At 72.0% G+C, this 15,595-nt stretch carries 15 protein-coding genes; 5 read left to right on the forward strand and 10 right to left on the reverse strand.

The window, feature by feature from the left end; all coding sequences use genetic code 11:
• Positions 1 to 97: 97 nt before the first annotated feature.
• Entirely contained in the window at positions 98 to 1,000 is a 903-nt protein-coding gene (locus SH922_RS18890; protein WP_393059115.1) for a helix-turn-helix domain-containing protein, read from the reverse strand.
• 89 nt (positions 1,001 to 1,089) lie between these two features.
• Positions 1,090 to 2,046, reverse strand: a complete 957-nt coding sequence (locus SH922_RS18895) for an SMP-30/gluconolactonase/LRE family protein (RefSeq protein WP_393059116.1) — start codon at positions 2,044 to 2,046, stop codon at positions 1,090 to 1,092.
• A gap of 101 nt (positions 2,047 to 2,147) precedes the next feature.
• Here SH922_RS18895 and SH922_RS18900 point away from each other — a divergent pair, with 101 nt between their 5' ends.
• A complete protein-coding gene (locus SH922_RS18900; protein ID WP_393059117.1) occupies positions 2,148 to 2,612 on the forward strand; it encodes an Lrp/AsnC family transcriptional regulator in 465 nt (154 codons plus the stop codon).
• Here SH922_RS18900 and SH922_RS18905 read toward each other — a convergent pair whose 3' ends face one another.
• Both SH922_RS18905 and SH922_RS18910 read right to left on the reverse strand, forming a co-directional pair.
• Positions 2,613 to 3,197, reverse strand: coding sequence for an HAAS signaling domain-containing protein (locus tag SH922_RS18905; protein WP_393059118.1), 585 nt, complete (start codon positions 3,195 to 3,197; stop codon positions 2,613 to 2,615).
• Positions 3,184 to 3,597 carry a PadR family transcriptional regulator gene (locus tag SH922_RS18910; RefSeq protein WP_393059119.1) on the reverse strand — a complete coding sequence of 138 codons (414 nt, stop codon included), beginning with the start codon at positions 3,595 to 3,597 and terminating at the stop codon, positions 3,184 to 3,186. Before SH922_RS18910 ends, SH922_RS18905 begins: the two co-directional genes overlap by 14 nt.
• Positions 3,598 to 3,782: 185 nt before the next feature.
• On the opposite strand from SH922_RS18910, the gene SH922_RS18915 reads away from it, so the two are divergent.
• Together SH922_RS18915 and SH922_RS18920 are read left to right on the forward strand one after the other, a co-directional pair.
• Complete coding sequence (locus tag SH922_RS18915; protein WP_393059120.1) at positions 3,783 to 5,108, forward strand: ammonium transporter; 1,326 nt, start codon at positions 3,783 to 3,785, stop codon at positions 5,106 to 5,108.
• Entirely contained in the window at positions 5,105 to 5,443 is a 339-nt protein-coding gene (locus SH922_RS18920; protein WP_393059121.1) for a P-II family nitrogen regulator, read from the forward strand. Before SH922_RS18915 ends, SH922_RS18920 begins: the two co-directional genes overlap by 4 nt.
• A gap of 30 nt (positions 5,444 to 5,473) precedes the next feature.
• On the opposite strand, the gene SH922_RS18925 is transcribed toward SH922_RS18920, so the two are convergent.
• Positions 5,474 to 6,835 carry an SGNH/GDSL hydrolase family protein gene (locus SH922_RS18925; protein WP_393059122.1) on the reverse strand — a complete coding sequence of 454 codons (1,362 nt, stop codon included), beginning with the start codon at positions 6,833 to 6,835 and terminating at the stop codon, positions 5,474 to 5,476.
• A 38-nt stretch (positions 6,836 to 6,873) separates the two neighbouring features.
• The gene (locus SH922_RS18930) at positions 6,874 to 7,626 is read right to left on the reverse strand and encodes a polysaccharide deacetylase family protein (protein ID WP_393059123.1); all 753 of its coding nucleotides are present in this window, start codon (positions 7,624 to 7,626) and stop codon (positions 6,874 to 6,876) included.
• Positions 7,627 to 7,984: 358 nt separating this feature from the next.
• Between SH922_RS18930 and SH922_RS18935 the strand changes: the two genes are divergently transcribed.
• Positions 7,985 to 8,953, forward strand: coding sequence for an alpha/beta hydrolase (locus SH922_RS18935; RefSeq protein ID WP_393059124.1), 969 nt, complete (start codon positions 7,985 to 7,987; stop codon positions 8,951 to 8,953).
• A gap of 36 nt (positions 8,954 to 8,989) precedes the next feature.
• Here the strand turns inward: SH922_RS18935 and SH922_RS18940 are convergent, their stop codons facing one another.
• Complete coding sequence (locus tag SH922_RS18940; protein ID WP_393059125.1) at positions 8,990 to 10,177, reverse strand: PucR family transcriptional regulator; 1,188 nt, start codon at positions 10,175 to 10,177, stop codon at positions 8,990 to 8,992.
• Between the two features lie 27 nt (positions 10,178 to 10,204).
• On the opposite strand from SH922_RS18940, the gene SH922_RS18945 reads away from it, so the two are divergent.
• Positions 10,205 to 11,557 (forward strand): PHB depolymerase family esterase, encoded by a 1,353-nt coding sequence (locus SH922_RS18945; RefSeq protein WP_393059126.1) that lies wholly within the window; start codon positions 10,205 to 10,207, stop codon positions 11,555 to 11,557.
• Positions 11,558 to 11,603: 46 nt separating this feature from the next.
• On the opposite strand, the gene SH922_RS18950 is transcribed toward SH922_RS18945, so the two are convergent.
• From SH922_RS18950 to SH922_RS18960, 3 genes are read right to left on the reverse strand one after another with little or no spacing between them, the layout of a single operon-like run.
• Positions 11,604 to 12,254, reverse strand: coding sequence for a response regulator (locus SH922_RS18950; RefSeq protein WP_393059127.1), 651 nt, complete (start codon positions 12,252 to 12,254; stop codon positions 11,604 to 11,606).
• Position 12,255: 1 nt separating this feature from the next.
• The gene (locus SH922_RS18955) at positions 12,256 to 13,443 is read right to left on the reverse strand and encodes a sensor histidine kinase (RefSeq protein ID WP_393059128.1); all 1,188 of its coding nucleotides are present in this window, start codon (positions 13,441 to 13,443) and stop codon (positions 12,256 to 12,258) included.
• A gap of 5 nt (positions 13,444 to 13,448) precedes the next feature.
• A complete protein-coding gene (locus SH922_RS18960; RefSeq protein WP_393059129.1) occupies positions 13,449 to 15,536 on the reverse strand; it encodes an MMPL family transporter in 2,088 nt (695 codons plus the stop codon).
• Positions 15,537 to 15,595 lie beyond the last annotated feature (59 nt).

The raw sequence follows: 15,595 nt of genomic DNA on the forward strand, positions 1-15,595 counted from the left end.
GCGGCGCGATGCCTCAGTCATGGGGGTGCGTCCCGGGGGCGGTTGTACTGCCGGCCGGTGGGCGCGGGAGTGGGCTGAGCGGCGCGGAGGGCTCGGGTCAGCCGGTGGTGCGGAGGTGCGCGTCGAGCCGGGGCCGGGCCGCTTCCCGCGGTGCGACGGCACGGGCGAGCAGGGTCAGAGCGGTCGCGGAGGGCGAGCCGGGGGTGGCTGTGGCCACCACAAGGGCCGGGCCGTCGCCCTGAGGGCTCTGCAACGTCTGCTGGGTGACGGTCAGCGTGCCGACCAGCGGGTGGCGCATCTCGTAGTCCGCGGTGTCGCAGGCCAGGATCCGGTGGTCCGCCCACATCGTGGCGAACTCCGTACTGCGCATGGTCAGTTCACCGATCAGCGCGGCCAGCTGCGGATCGTCCGGATGCCGCCCGGCGGTCAGGCGCAGGCTGCCCACGACGGCCCTGGCCTTGGCGGTCCAGTCGGTGTAGAGGTCGCGGGTGTGCGCGTCGAGGAACACCAGCCCGGCCATGTTGGGCCGTTGGCCCGGGTCGTCGGGACCGCCCGGATCGAGATGGCCGGCGAACAGCGCGTGTCCTTGGCGGTTCCAGGCCAGGACGTCGCTGCGGCGTCCCAGGACGATGGCGGGTGTGCCGTCGATGGCGGCCAGCAGGGCCCGGGTGGCATCGGAGATCCGCTCGGGTCTCGGCCGGCCGGCCGGTCTGCCTCCTCTCGGTGCGCGGGCCAGGGCGTACAGGTGGGCTCGTTCCGACTCGTCCAGCCGCAGAGCACCGGCGAGGGCGTCGAGCACCTGGGGCGAGGCGTTGTGTGACTGCCCCTGCTCCAGGCGGGTGTAGTAGGGAGCGCTGATGCCGGCGAGCATCGCGAGCTCCTCCCGCCGCAGCCCGGGCACGCGGCGCCGCTCACCGTAGGTCCGCAGTCCGACGTCCTCGGGCCGCAGCCGGCCTCTGCGTGCCTGGAGGAAGTCGGCGAGTTGCCCGTGCTTCTTCATGCGACCGAGTATGCGCACCTTCGGCGGCCCCTGCCTCACCCTGCCGGGGTACGGCTCCGAGCGGGCAGGGGCCCACGCGCTCGACTCGTTCAGGCCCGAGCGTCCAGCCACGGCCTGCGCCCCGGGCCGGTCGGGTGGGTCCCCGTCACACCCATGACGACCGAGTAGAGGCTGGTCTCCGCGGCGATGAAGAGACGGTTGCGCTTCGCCCCGCCCCAGGAGATGTTCGCCACCGCCTCCGGGACGTCGAGCCGGCCGATCAGAGTGCCGTCGGGGTCGTAGCAGTGCACTCCGTCGTTCATGGCGGCGGCCCAGAGCCGTCCGCCGTCGTCGAAGCGGAGGTTGTCGAAGCGGGCTGCCTCGCGTGCCCCGGCGGCCGCGAAGACGTCACCGTCCGACAGGGTGCCGTCGTCCCGTACGTCGAAGACACGGATGAATCCGGCCCGGGTGTCGGAGACGTACAGCTGCTGCTCGTCCGCGGAGAAGACCAGCCCGTTCGGTGCGCCGAAACAGTCGGCGACCAGGCGCACTTCGCCGGTGGCCGGGTCGATGCGGTACACGTTGTTGGAGCCGATCTCGCTCTCCGCGCGGTAGCCCTCGTAGTCGCTGGTGATGCCGAAGTCCGGGTCGGAGAACCAGATCGAGCCGTCGGACTTCACGGTCGCGTCGTTGGGACTGTTCAGCCGCTTGCCCTGCCAGTGGGCCGCCAGCACCGTCAGCGTGCCGTCGTGCTCGGTCCGGGTGACGCGCCGGTTGCCCTGCTCGCAGCTGATGAGCCGGCCCTCGCGGTCGAGCGTGTTGCCGTTGGGGTGGCCCGCGGAGCGCCGGAAGACGCTCACCGCCCCGGTCTCCTCGTCCCAGCGCAGCAGCCGGTCGTTCGGGATGTCGCTCCAGACCAGCTGCCGCCAGGCGGGCACGTAGACCGGCCCCTCGGCCCAACGGCAGCCGGTGTAAAGAACTTCGAGGCCGTCGTCGCCGTTCATGCACCGCCCGGTACGGAACCGGTCGTCGAGGATCTCGTACAGCTCAGTCCGCTCGGTGGTCATGGATATCCATCCCTTCCGACAGGGGCCGAATCATTTTCGGCTTCGGTCGCAGATTGCCGGATGAGATATGGTCACATCAAGTAGATGTCGAATGGAGAGTCGTGGATCACATCGACCGGGCGCTGCTGGAGCAGCTCCAGCAGGACGCGACACAGTCCTATGCGGCGCTGGGGCAGGCGGTGGGCCTCTCCACCGGCGCAGCACACGAGCGGGTCCGCAAGCTGCGGGAGCGCGGCGCGATCCGCCGGACCGCGACCGAGGTCGACCCGGCGGCGCTGGGATACGGCGTACTGGCCTATGTGACGGTGGACTCGACCCGCTGGATGGGTGACACGGCAGAGGAGTTCGCGGCGCTCCCCGAGATCGTCGAAGCCCACATCATCGCCGGCAACGCCTCGGTGCTGGTGAAGGTCAGGACCGCCACCACCGAGCAACTGCAGGACGTACTGCGCCGGATCCACGCGATCGAGGGCGTCAACGGGACCCGGGCCACGGTCGTGCTGGAGTCGCTCTTCGAACGTCCCGTCTCGCCGTACGGCACCGGGCCGGCGCAGCGCTCCTTGTGACTACGCGCGGCGCCTGTTGCGCCACAGCCACCCGGTTCCCACCAGCGTCAGGAGGAACACCAGGGCGACGAGCGTCCAGCGCGCCACCGGTTCCGCCGCGCTGCCGTGGTGGGGAACGGGGGAGAGGTACCAGGCGACGTGCGCGACGACCGGCACGATGACACTCAGGGTCAGGCCGGTCCACTTCTGGGCCACCGTCCAGTGGCGGGCGCGGCACACGATCACGACGGCGGCGACCCTGACCGCGAAGCCGATCCAGAGCGCGATCCCCCCGAGGTACGGCAGCACGTCGCCCACCACCAGGAGCACGAGCGGCAGCCATGCCGGGGAGCGGCGGCGGCCGGACTTGCGGGCCGGTACGCCCGCGGTCCCGCCGAGCTCCTGGAGGGCCGTCGCGGCGATGACGCGCGGGTCGCCCACCTCCCGCAGGATCTCGTGCACGCTGCCGGGCCGTTCGGCGAGCGCGACCTCTATGTGTTCGCCGAGGTCGGCGATGAGCTCCTGACGGGCCGCGGCCGGCAGCGTCGACGTCTCGCGTTCGACTGCCGCCAGATACTCGCGCGTCAGCGTTTCATCGGTCTTCAAGGTGGTGCCCTTCCCTATGCGCACCGAGCTCCTCGCCCGGCATGACGAGGTCGTCGACGGCGTGCCGGAATCCCGGCCAGACTGCGGCGAACCGGGCGAGCGCGGCACGACCGGCCTCCGAGAGCGCGTAGTAGCGCCGCGGCGGCCCGGACGAGGACTCCTGCCAGGTGGTGACGACGAGCTCCTCCCGTCGCAGCCGTGACAGCAGGGGGTAGACCGTGCCCTGGCCGGTCGCCAGAGCGCCCGTCGCCTCCAGTTCGCGCAGCAGCTGGACCCCGTACTTCGGCTCGTCCCGCATCAGCGCGAGCACGCAGTACTCCAACACCCCTTTGAGCAGCTGGCTTTCGATCCTGCCCGTGGTCGGGCCATCCGCCTGACCACTTGCCTTACCGGGTTCCATGCAAAGCAAGGTAGCAGACCGAAGTGGTGTGCTCACCGATCCTTCACATCTCCCGGCGCCGGTGAGACTTCGGCAACCTCCGCGCAATGAAATGCGCCGGAAACATCCGGGCCCCAGTTTCGAAACGCGCACCGGTCACGCTCTCAGACGCCCGCACCGCACGCGCCCCGAGGAGGGACTCCCCCGTGACCCCCGTGACCGTGGCCGCGGCCGGCATCGACACAGGTGACACCGCCTGGCTGCTCGCCGCCACCGCACTCGTTCTGCTGATGACGCCCGGGCTCGCACTCTTCTACGGCGGCATGGTCCGTACGAAGAACGTACTCAACATGCTGATGATGAGCTTCGTCTCGATCGCTCTCGTCACCGTCGTCTGGCTGCTCGCCGGGTACTCGCTGGCCTTCGGCGACGATGCGTTCGGCGGGCTCGTCGGGAACCTGCGGCACGTCGGCATGGCCGGGATCGGTCCCGACACCGTGACCGGCAGCGTGCCGACCCTGCTGTTCACCACGTTTCAGCTGACCTTCGCGATCGTCACCGCGGCACTGATCAGCGGTGCGATCGCGGACCGTACGAAGTTCGCCGCATGGCTGGTCCTCGTGCCGGTGTGGACGCTGCTCGTCTACGCCCCCGTCGCCCACTGGGTGTGGGGTCCCGGCGGCTGGATCAAGGACTCGCTGGGCGCGCTCGACTTCGCCGGCGGGCTGGTCGTGGAGATCGCGTCCGGGGCCTCCGGGCTGGCGCTCGCGCTCGTCGTGGGGCCGCGCATCGGGTTCAAGAAGGACGCGATGCGCCCGCACAACCTGCCCATGGTGATGCTCGGCGCCGGGCTGCTCTGGTTCGGCTGGCTCGGCTTCAACGGCGGCTCCGCGCTCGGCGCCAACGGTCTGGCGGCCGCCTCCGTCCTCAACACCCTGGTCGCCGGCTGCACCGGTCTGCTCGGCTGGCTCTTCGTCGAACAGAAGCGCGACGGCCACCCCACCACCTTCGGCGCCGCCTCGGGCGCGGTCGCCGGACTGGTCGCGATCACCCCGGCCTGCGGCACCGTCGGCATCCTGGGCGGCGCCGCCGTCGGCCTCACCGCGGGGGTCGTCTGCTCGTACGCCGTCGCCTGGAAGTTCCGGTTCGGCTACGACGACTCGCTGGACGTCGTCGGCGTGCACTTCGTCGGCGGCATCGTCGGCACCCTGCTCATCGGCCTGTTCGCGACGGCCACGATGACCGGTGGGACGGACGGGCTGCTGTACGGAGGCGGGTTCGGCCAGCTCGCCCGGCAGACCCTCGCCGTACTGGCCGTGGCGGCCTACACCTTCCTCATGACGTACGGGATCGGCAAGGCCGTCGACCGTTGCATGGGCCTGCGGGCCTCCGCGGACGAGGAGCTCACCGGCCTGGACCAGACACTGCACGCGGAGAGCGCCTACGATCACGGCGCCCTGGGTCATGGCGCTCCGCAAGCCGCGCCCGCCCGGCCGACGCCGCTCTCCAAGGACAGGAACTCCGCCCCATGAAGCTCATCACCGCCATCGTCAGACCGCACCGCCTCGACGAGGTGAAGACCGCGTTGCGGGAACTCGGCGTGCAGGGGCTCACCGTCACCGAGGCCAGCGGCTACGGGCGGCAGCACGGCCACACCGAGGTGTACCGGGGCGCCGAGTACCGGGTCGACCTGGTCCCCAAGGTCCGGATCGAGGTCGTCGTCGCCGAACCGGACGCGGACGCGGTCATCGACGCGATCGTCCGCGCAGCCCGCACCGACCGGATCGGCGACGGCAAGGTGTGGATGCAGCCGGTCGAAACGGTGGTGCGGGTCCGCACGGGCGAGCGCGGGCCGGACGCGCTGTAGGGGCTCCCTCACGCAGGGCGGAGGCAGCCCTCAGCGCAGGAGCCGCAACGGCACCGCCTTCGCCATCGCCTCGGCGCCCGCGTCGTTCGGGTGGAGGTGGTCGCCGCTGTCGTAACGGGCCAGGAGACGCTGCGGGTCGGACGGGTCGCGCAGGGCCTTGTCGAAGTCGATGACCCCGTCGTACTCGCCACTGGTCCTCAGCCAGTGGTTGAAGGTGGCGCGTGCGGCCTCGTTGGCCGGGGAGTAGAAGCCGAACGTGTCGCCCTTGAACGGCAGGATCGTGCCGCCGTACGCCTTCAGCCCGCGCTCATGGGCCCGGGCGACGATCTGGCGGTGTGCGTCGATCAGCTCCGCCGCCGAGACCCGTTCGGACTCCGGGGCCACCGTGCCGGGGTGGCCGAGGTCGTTCACGCCCAGGAGCACGATGAGACGGCCCGCTCCCGGCTGGGCGGCAACGTCGCGGTCGAAGCGGCGCAGCGCGCTCTGGCCGAAGTAGGCCGCGAAGTTCTCCGCGTCGGACCCGGCGGGCGGATTCGGGTCGTGCAGCAGGCGGTTGCCGCTGATCCCCTCGTTGAGCACGCCGCGCGCGTACGGCCCGTAGGCGGTGCGCAGGCGCTGGGCCAGGAAGTCGGGCCAGCGGTGATCGGCGCCCGGCTCGGTGTTCGCGCCGTCCGTGATGGAGTCGCCGAGGGTGACGACGGCCGAGGGCCGGGCCGCCCCCTGTGCCAGGCCCGTGGTCACGCTCACGCCGGTCAGGAAGTACCAGCGGTCGTTCGTGGACGTCGCTTCGATGTCGGTGCGCCCGGTGACGTTGCCGGAGGCGACGTAGTTCTGCCGGAGCGCGAACGCGTGGAGTGTCGAGCCCGCCGTTCGCTCGGGCAGATGGATGCTCACCACGAGGTCGGACCCTGCGGGCACCCGCAGCGCCACCGGGTCGCTGAGCGCGGGTGCGCCCGCCGGGATCGTCACCGAGGTACGGCCGCCGAAGGTGAGCGGGCGGTCGGTGCGCGGGTCGATGCGCGAGTCCGGTCCGCCGGTGGCCGGGCGGGCGACGCGCGCCTCGCCGATGACCAGCGGCCGGTCACCGAACTCGTTCGACAGCCGGATGCGTACCCGGTCGCCGCCGATGCTGACGCGCACGGTCTGGCGGAGGGTCTCGTCCTCGAACGCGGTGGTGTCCGAGGCCGGGGTCTCGGTGGGGGTCGTGGCCCATGTGCCGGTCCAGGACGGGGTGGTGGGCCGATGGGTGGCTGCGGAGGCGGCTGCCCCCTGTGCGGGTTGCGTCGCGGCGGTGGTCGGCCGGACCGTGGCCAGCAGCAGGGCTCCGGCCAGCAGGGCCACGAACCGAGCGCCGGAACGGCGCGTCCGGAACCGTACGAGGTGCTGTCTCATGCGAGTCTCCTGAAGGTGGGCGTCGGGGTGAATCGGCCTTACGCGCGCCGGGCCGGCCGCTCGAAGCGCCAGCCCTGTGCCCTGAGTTCCGGCACGATGCGGTCGACGGCGGCCACCGTCCGGCTGCGGTCGCCTCCCCCGTCGTGCAGCAGCACCACGGAACCGGGCGTGATCCCCTCCTTGATGCGGCGGACCAGTTCGTCGGTGCCCGGCGGCTCCCAGTCCCCGATGGCCAGCCGCCAGCCCAGCGGCTGCATCCCCAGACCGCTCGCCACTTCGGGGCTCTGTCCCCAACTTCCGTACGGGGCACGAAAGTAGGGGATTCTCACACCGGGTGCGGCCCGGTGGATCTCGGCATTGGCGGCTGCCAGATCGGCCCGGATCCGTTCCGGCGTCCAGGAGGCCAGGTCCTCGTGGCGCATGGTGTGGTTGCACAGCGTGTGGCCGCCCGCGACGATCGCGCGCACCAGCTCCGGGTGCTCTCTCACGTGGTCACCCCACAGGCAGAACACCGCCTTGACGTGGTGCTTGCGCAGGACCTTCAACAGCTGCGGGGTGTCGGTGGGGTTCGGGCCGTCGTCGAAGGTCAGGGCGAGTGTCCTGCCGCCGTGCCGCGTCGAGTCGACGATGCCGGTACCGGCCTGCTCGGCCCGGGCGGTGCCCGTGGTCACCAGTGCGTTCAGGCGCAGCCCGCCGGAGAGCAACAGGGGCGCCACACGGCGGGCCGGGCCCGGGCGGCGGGCGCAGCGTCCGTCGGCGGATGTGGCGTCGGTGCTCTTGCTGGTGGTCAATGCCGGCCCCGGTTCCGCGTATCGACGGCTCGGCTCTCCGGACCCTCGGGCCCGTACACCTCAACCGTCGTGGTCGAATGTTTCGGATGTGTTCGCGATCGAGCGGGGTGAACATAGAGAGGTTCCCGGGCCCCGTCAAGAGGGCCCACACGTCCCACAATTCTCATGTCTTCGCAGCTCACAAGCCGTCTCCTTGCGCCCGCCAAGCGATATTCCGCCCGAGAAGGCGACGGGAAACGCCACCGTGTCGGGCGCCGGCGCCACTTCTCCCGACGTACGTCTGATGACCTGCGGGAACATGCCGTGAGAGCGTCGCAACACCACCCCCACGGGACTCGTCCGGGACCGGAGGAGAGACATGCGTTCACCGCACACTTTCGATCCCGAGCTCGCCGCCGCGCTCGCGATGATGCCCGAGGTCGACATCACCGACCTCGTCTCCGCCCGGGCGGCCCAGGCCCGCCAACTGGCCGCGGCACTCGCCGCGTCGGACACCGCCGGAGTCGAGGTGGGCGAGCTGCTCGCCCCCGGCCCGCCCGGCGCCCCGGACGTGACGCTGCGCGTCTACCGGCCGCGGCGCCACGCGCGACGGGCGGGCACGCTGCCGGTCGTCTACGGCATCCACGGCGGCGGCTTCGTCCTCGGGTCACCGGACGTCGACCACGACTGGAACCTGCTGCTCTGCCGGGAGTTGGAGGTGCTCGTCGTCTCCGTCGACTACCGGCTCGCGCCCGAGCACCCCTTCCCCGCTGCCCTGGAGGACTGCTACGCAGGGCTGTGCGCACTGGCGGACCACGCCGGCGAGCTGGGCATCAGGGCCGATCGCATCGCCCTGTGGGGAGACAGCGCCGGCGCGGGTCTCGCCGCCGGACTGACGCTGCTCTGCCGGGACCGGGGCGGACCCACGGTCTGCTTCCAGCACCTGTGCAGCCCCGCGCTCGACGACCGCCTGGAGACCCCGAGCGCCCGGCTGTTCACCGATACGCCGGTGTGGAACCGGCACAACGCGCGCCTCAGCTGGGACGCCTATCTGGGGGCGGGCGTACGGGCCACCGCCGCGGTTCCCGCGTACGCCGCCCCCGCACGCGCCACGTCCGGCGCCCTGGCCGGACTCCCGCCCGCGTACATCTCGGTGATGGAGTTCGATCCACTGCGGGACGAGGGCGTCGACTACGCCCACGCGCTGACGAGCGCCGCCGTACCCACCCGGATCCGCCTGCTCCCGGGCACCTTCCACGGAGCGTGGGCGGTGGAGCATGCCGCCGTCATACGGGACGCGACGCAGGAGGCGATCGACGTGCTCGGTACGGCACTCGGGCGGCGGTGACGTGATGACGGTACGCGTGCGGAGGACCGGCATCCGTCAGACCGCGGAGCCCTCCGCCTCATCCTGGTTACCAACCAACCGCCACGCATACACCGCGAGTTGGGCCCGGAAGCGGTCCTGCGGATCGCGCAGGCTCCAGCCGAACTCCTTCTCCACGTGCGCCAGCCTTGCGGCCACCGAGCTGTGGTGCAGGTGGAGTTCGGCCGCCGCCTGCCGCAGGGTGCCCGTGCGGCAGAACGCGGACAGGGCCGCCAGGAGGCCGCCGCCCTGCGCCGCCCGTTCGCCCCGCTCCCCGCAGGCGAGCCTTCCCAGCCGCTGTACGTCCTCCTGGGCCCGCAACCGCTCGGCCGGGATGTCGGCCAGGAGGGCGACAGGACCGAGTTCGCCGTGGTCGGCCACCGCGTCCTGCGGGGTGTCAGCCACAGCGAACCGCAGGGCGGACCGCGCCTGCGCCCAGGAGGTCCGCGCGTCCAGCGGGTCCGTACCGCCGCCGACGCCCACCCGGATCCCGTGCTCGGGCCGACGGGACGCACCCCGCTCCCGGTCCCGCTCCCTCAGCGCCTCCCGCAGCTCCGCCGCCGCACCGGCCTCGCCCCCGTCCCCGTCCTTACGCTGCACCAGCACCGCTCCCAGCGCACCGACCCGCGCCACCCTGACCGTGCCCCGCAGCGCCCCGCGCCCCAGCAGCGCCACCGCCTCCACCCCGGCGTCCGCGCCGGGCCGCCCGGCCACCGCGACCACCCGCAGCTCCACCTCCGGCGTCAGCCCCAGCAGCCGCAGCGCGCGGACCCGGTCCGGGGCGTCCTCCCGGCCGGACAGCACCAGTTCGACGAGGGCGGGATCGGCCGCGCGGAGCACCTGGGGCTGCCAGGAACGGCCGGCCAGCACCCGTGCGGTGATGGCCATCCACTCCAGGACGAGCTCGTCGAACGGGCCCGGGGTTCCCGGCCGTTCCAGCCAGACCCCGCCGGACGGCTCCAGGCCCACCCGCCCCGAGACATGGACCGGCTCTCCGGTCAGGGCCGTCCCGTCGGACCCGAACCGTGCCGAGCGGCCGTCGGGGAGTTCGAGCCCCGCCGCGCAGCCGGCAAGACCCGCGGTGGACCGCGTCAGGGACACCGGGTCCGGACCGCTGCCGAGCAGCGCCTCGAAGTGGGCGATCACGCGTACGGCAGTGGCGGCGTCCGCGTCCAGCGCCGACAGCCGCAGCAGCAATCCCTTCACAGCAGGCAGTCTAGGAAGGACAGGGACATGACCAACAGATCCATGACCGACGGATCCACCACCAAGCGCTCCACGCGCGCACCGGCGACCGGGAGGCGGTCGCCGAGAGCGCTGCTGACCGCGCTCCTCGGATGCGTCCTCCCCCTTGTGTCCGCCCTCCTCCTCGCCGTGGCGCCTCCCGCGTCCGCCGCCACGCTGACGGAGGTGACGAGCTTCGGCAGCAACCCGAGCAACCTGCGCATGCACCTGTACGTGCCGGACAGCGCCGGGGCGCGGCCGGCGGTCCTGGTGGCGGTGCACTACTGCACGGGTTCGGGTCCGGCCTTCTACTCCGGTACGGAGTTCGCCTCGCTCGCCGACCGTTACGGCTTCATCGTCGTCTACCCGTCGGCGACCAGGAGCGGCAACTGCTTCGACGTGTCGTCCCCGCAGGCGCTCAAGCGGGACGGCGGCAGCGACCCGGTCGGCATCAGGTCCATGGTGAGCTACGTCCAGCAGCGTTACGGCTCCGACCCCGGCCGGGTCTACGTCACCGGAGCGTCGTCGGGCGCGATGATGACCAACGTCCTGCTGGGCAACTACCCGGACGTGTTCAAGGCGGGCGCCGCCTTCATGGGCGTACCGCACTCGTGCTTCGCCACCACCGACGGTTCGGGGTGGAACAGCGCCTGCGCCAACGGCACCGTCGACCGTACGCCGCAGCAGTGGGGCGACCTGGTCCGTGCCGCCTACCCCGGCTACAGCGGCGCCCGGCCCCGGATGCAGGTCTGGCACGGCACCGAGGACGCGACGCTGCGCTACCCGAACTTTAACGAGGAGATCGACCAGTGGACCGACGTCCTGGGCGTGAGCCGGACACCCGCGTCGACCGACAGCCCGCAGTCCGGCTGGACCCGTACGCGCTACGGCAACAGCGGCGCCCAGGCACCGGTGGAGGCGATCAGCGTCCAGGGCGTCGGCCACACCCTGCCGACTGCCGGGATGGCGTCCCGGGCCATCGCCTTCTTCGGCCTTGACTCCACGACACCGACGGACCCCGACCCCGGCACCGACCCCACGCCGGGAAGCTGCCGGGTGGGGTACGCCGTCAGCGCCTGGAACACCGGGCTGACCGCGACGATCACCCTCACCAACACCGGCAGCACACCCCTCACCGGCTGGTCGCTCGCCTTCACCCTGCCGGCCGGCCAGACCATCACCTCGGGCTGGGGCGCGAACTACAGCCCGGGCAGCGGTGCGGTGACCGCCACGGGGCTCGCGTACAACTCGACGGTCGCACCCGGTGCCACCGTTCAGATCGGCTTCCAGGCCACCCACTCGGGGAACACCGGGAAGCCCGCCGCGTTCACCGTCGGCGGGTCCGCCTGCAGCACCGGCTGACCCGGGGGCCTGTCCGGACGGACGGATCCCGTCCGCCGGGCAGGCCCTAACACCCTTCCAGCAGACCCGCGTTCATGGCGACCACCACGGCGCGCGTGCGGTCGTTGACGTCGAGCTTGGCGAAGATCCGCAGCAGATGCGTCTTCACCGTGGCCTCGCCGATGAACAGCCGCCGGCCGATCTCCCCGTTCGACAGCCCGTCCGCCACCGCCCGGAGCACCTCCGACTCGCGGGCGGTCAGGGTGACGGGCTCGGGCCGGCGCATCCTCGCCACCAGGCGTTGCGCCACCCGCGGGGCCAGTACCGTCTCACCCCGCGACGCCGAGTGGATCGCTTCCACCAACTGCTCGCGGGTGGCGTCCTTGAGCAGATAGCCGGTGGCACCCGCCTCGACGCCCCGCTCGATGTCCGCGTCGGTGTCGTACGTCGTCAGGATCAGCACCCGGGTGGGGGCCTCGCCCGCGACGATCTCCAGGGTGGCACCCACCCCGTCCAGTACCGGCATCCGCAGGTCCAGCAGCGCCACATCGGGCCGGAGCCGTTCGACCAGGCGGACCGCCTCGCGGCCGTCGCCCGCCTCGCCGACGATCTCGACGGTGGGTTCCGAGGACAGCAGCGCGACGAGTCCGGCGCGCATCACCGTGTGGTCGTCGGCCAGGACGATCCGCAGCGGCGGGGTGGTCGTGTCGGCTGTCATGTCACACCTGACCGTCGGGGGCGAACGGGATGGTGGCGAGGATCCGGGTGCCGTCGCCGAGCGAGCTGGTGACGGTGAGGCCGCCGCCGAACTCGGCGAGCCGTTTGCGCATGCCGTCCAGACCGAAGCCGTGGGAGTCCTCGACGACGAACCCACAGCCGTCGTCGGTGATCTCCAGCTCGACGGTGTCGGGTCCGTGTGCCAGGACCGCTCCCACCGTGGTCGCCGCCGCGTGCTTACGGATGTTGGCCAGGGACTCCTGTGTGCAGCGCAGCAGGGCGATCCGGGTCGGCTGGTCGCACTCGATGTCGGCGAGCTCCGCCGTCACGTCGAGTCCGGTGTCCTCGGCGAAGCGGTCCAGCGTGCGGCGGAGCGTCGCGGCGACCGATCCGGGGACCACGCCGCTGCTGGGGGCGGCGCCGACCAGGACCCGGGCCTCGGCGAGGTTCTCCCGGGCCGTCTGCTCGATGGACTGGAGCTGCTGGGCGCTGCGGCCGACGTCCACGGCCAGCTGGGACCTGGCCGCCTCGGCGAGCACGATGATGGAGGCGAAGCCCTGGGCGAGGGTGTCGTGGATCTCCCGGGCGAGGCGTTCGCGTTCCTCCGCCGCGCCCTGGCGCTGGTAGACCTCCGCCAGCTCCAGCTGGGTGCTCCTCAACTCGGCTCGCAGTGCCGCCCGTTCGTCGCGCTGAGCCAGCGCCCTGGGAGTCAGCAGCGCCATCACGACGGCCACCGCCCAGACCCCGAGGGAGGAGAGGGTGTTGGTGAGGAACACCTCCCCCTGCCCGCCCTCGCGCACACTGCCGCCGATCGTGATCGCGAGGGCCCCGAGGCCGCTGAACAGGATCGCGCCCCGAGGGCTGTCGGCGAAGACGATGAACTGAGTGAGCGTCACGGCGTAGAGGACCCCGAAGCCGTCACCGAGGTACGAGAGCGGCCCCAGCACGACGACGAGGACGCAGAGGTAGCCGTATCCCCCCGGCAGCCGGGCGCCCGGGCGCCCGCGCACCGATACGTAGCAGAGGGCGAGCACGGCCGTCAGCGCGAGGATCCAGAGTTTGCGGTCCGTCGGGGTACCGCCCAGCATCGTGATCAGGGTGACCAGGGCGATCAGCCCCCAGGAGAAGACCTCCCACCCATGGAGCACCCAGATCCAGACGGGATCGCCGCGCCGAGGCCGTTGAAGCATGCCGGTCAGCCTACGTGGGGGAGGGGCCGGTCAGCCGGGGCCGAGGGGGCTCCGGCGGCCCTGCGGCGCGACGGCCGCAGCGGACGCCAGGCGCGCTCGCCGAGGAGGAGCAGTGCGGCGGGAAGGATCATCATCCGGATGACCACGGCGTCCAGCAGGACCGCGACCGCCAGGCAGAAGCCCATCTGCTTCATCTCGGTGAGGTGCAGGAAGACGAAGGCCGCGAAGATCGTGACCATGACCAGGGCCGCGCTCGTCACCACCTTGGCCGAGCGGGCGATGCCGTCGAGTACCGCCTCGCGGGCCGTCATGCCCTGTGCCCAGGTGCCCTGGAAGACCAGGACGAGCGCGCCGAGCGCGGCGGCCGCGGAGAGCAGGTTCAGTACGACTCCGAGCAGGCCGACGACGACCGAGCGGAACGCCACGGCGGTTGTCACGAAGGTGAGCAGCAGCAGGAATCCGATCACCAGCGGCAGCTTGCTCCGCTCGTGGTGCACATAGTCCTGACCGCGGGCCACGTCACCGCTGACCGCCGTGTCCACTGCGGTCAACTGGCCGACCGTCGCGGGGATGTAGCGGTGGCGCAGGTGGTCGAGCGATGCGATGGCCTCGTCGGAGGGTGCCGGGTGCGGGACCGCCAGTTCCAGCACGCTGGTCCTGCCGTCGGCGGAGGTCCGCACCACGGGCTCGGCGGTGCGGGCGAAGAGCGGGTCCGCCTGGGCGTTCCGGCCGAGCTCGGCCAGCGCCTGCCTGACCCGGGGCGCCCGGCCGGGGGTGCTCCGGGCCACCACCTCGTGCTTGACCAGGAGTTCGGGGAACGCGGCGGTCAGCCGGTCGTAGACCCGCATGGCCGGGATGGAGCGGGAGAAGGTGTCCTTGCCCGGGTCGATGAGCTTGAGGCCCAGCGCGGGCGCCGCCACGGCGAGCATGACCAGGACCGAGACGCACAGGGTGATCGCGGGACGGCGCTGCGCGGGGCGCATGAGGGCACCGAAGATCCGGCCGTTCTCGGGCTTCGCCGCCTTCGTACGGACCGGCTCACCCCGCTTCACCCGGCGGGCGGCCTTCTTCGCGGCGCGGCGTTCGGCGCGGTGGCCGAGCTTCACGAGCAGCGCGGGCAGCACGGTGAGCGAGCTGAGGACGGCCACGGCGACCACGAGGACGGTGCCGGTCGCGAGCGAGGAGAAGATGACGTCGGTGGCCAGGTAGAGGGTGGCGGTGCAGACGATCACCGCGAGGCCGGATACCACGACGGCCCGGCCGGCGGTCGCCGCGGCGAGCTCCACGAGTGCCTCGGGGCTGAGCCGGCCGGCCGCCCGGGAGCGTTCCTCGCGTTCGCGCTTGAGGTAGAAGAGCGTGTAGTCGACGCCGACCGCGAGCCCCATGAGCAGGATCATGTTGGTCCCGACGCCGGGGTCGGGCATCAGGTGCGAGGCCAGCATGGCCAGGCCCATCGTCGCGGCGATCGAGGAGAGCGCCAGCAGCAGGGGCACGCCCGCCATGACGACCGAGCCGAACACGACCAGCAGGATGACGAGCGTCACCGGCAGGGAGAGACGCTCGGACAGCGCGAGGTCCTCTCCGCGCTGGTCGTTGACGCCTTTGCTGATGGCGGGGGAACCGGTCTCCTCCACGACGAGGTCCGGGTGGGCGGCGGCCACCTCGGCGGTCCGGTCGATGAGCGGGACGACGTTCTTCCTGGCGTCGAGCTCGGCGCCCTTCATGACCACGGTCACCCGCAGGGCCGTGCCGTCCTTCGAGCGGACGGGCGACGCCACACGGTCCACCTCGGGCAGCGCGTCCATCCGGGCGGTGAGGTCGCGGGCCGCGGCGGTGGCCCGTTCCGTGTCCAGGGGGCCGGACCTGGCACGGATCAGGACGTGTTCGGTGGGCCGGCGCTGGAGGCCGCCGTCGGTGGCCATCGACTCGGCACGGCCCGCCTCGCCGACCCAGAAGTCCTTGGTGGTGGCGGGGTTGTTGCCGGCTGCGATGCCCGCGCCGAGACACAGCAGCACGAAGACGAACCAGCCGACGATCGCGCGCCACGGATGCCGGGCGCTCCAACGGGCCATACGTACGGGTCGCATTCTCATGCGTCCATGCTGGTTCGCGGGGCCCTTCGCCCGGCAGCCCCGCCCGGTGGAACCCCGTG

Source organism: Streptomyces sp. LN549 (assembly GCF_043203805.1).
In the GTDB taxonomy this organism is placed as follows: domain Bacteria; phylum Actinomycetota; class Actinomycetes; order Streptomycetales; family Streptomycetaceae; genus Streptomyces.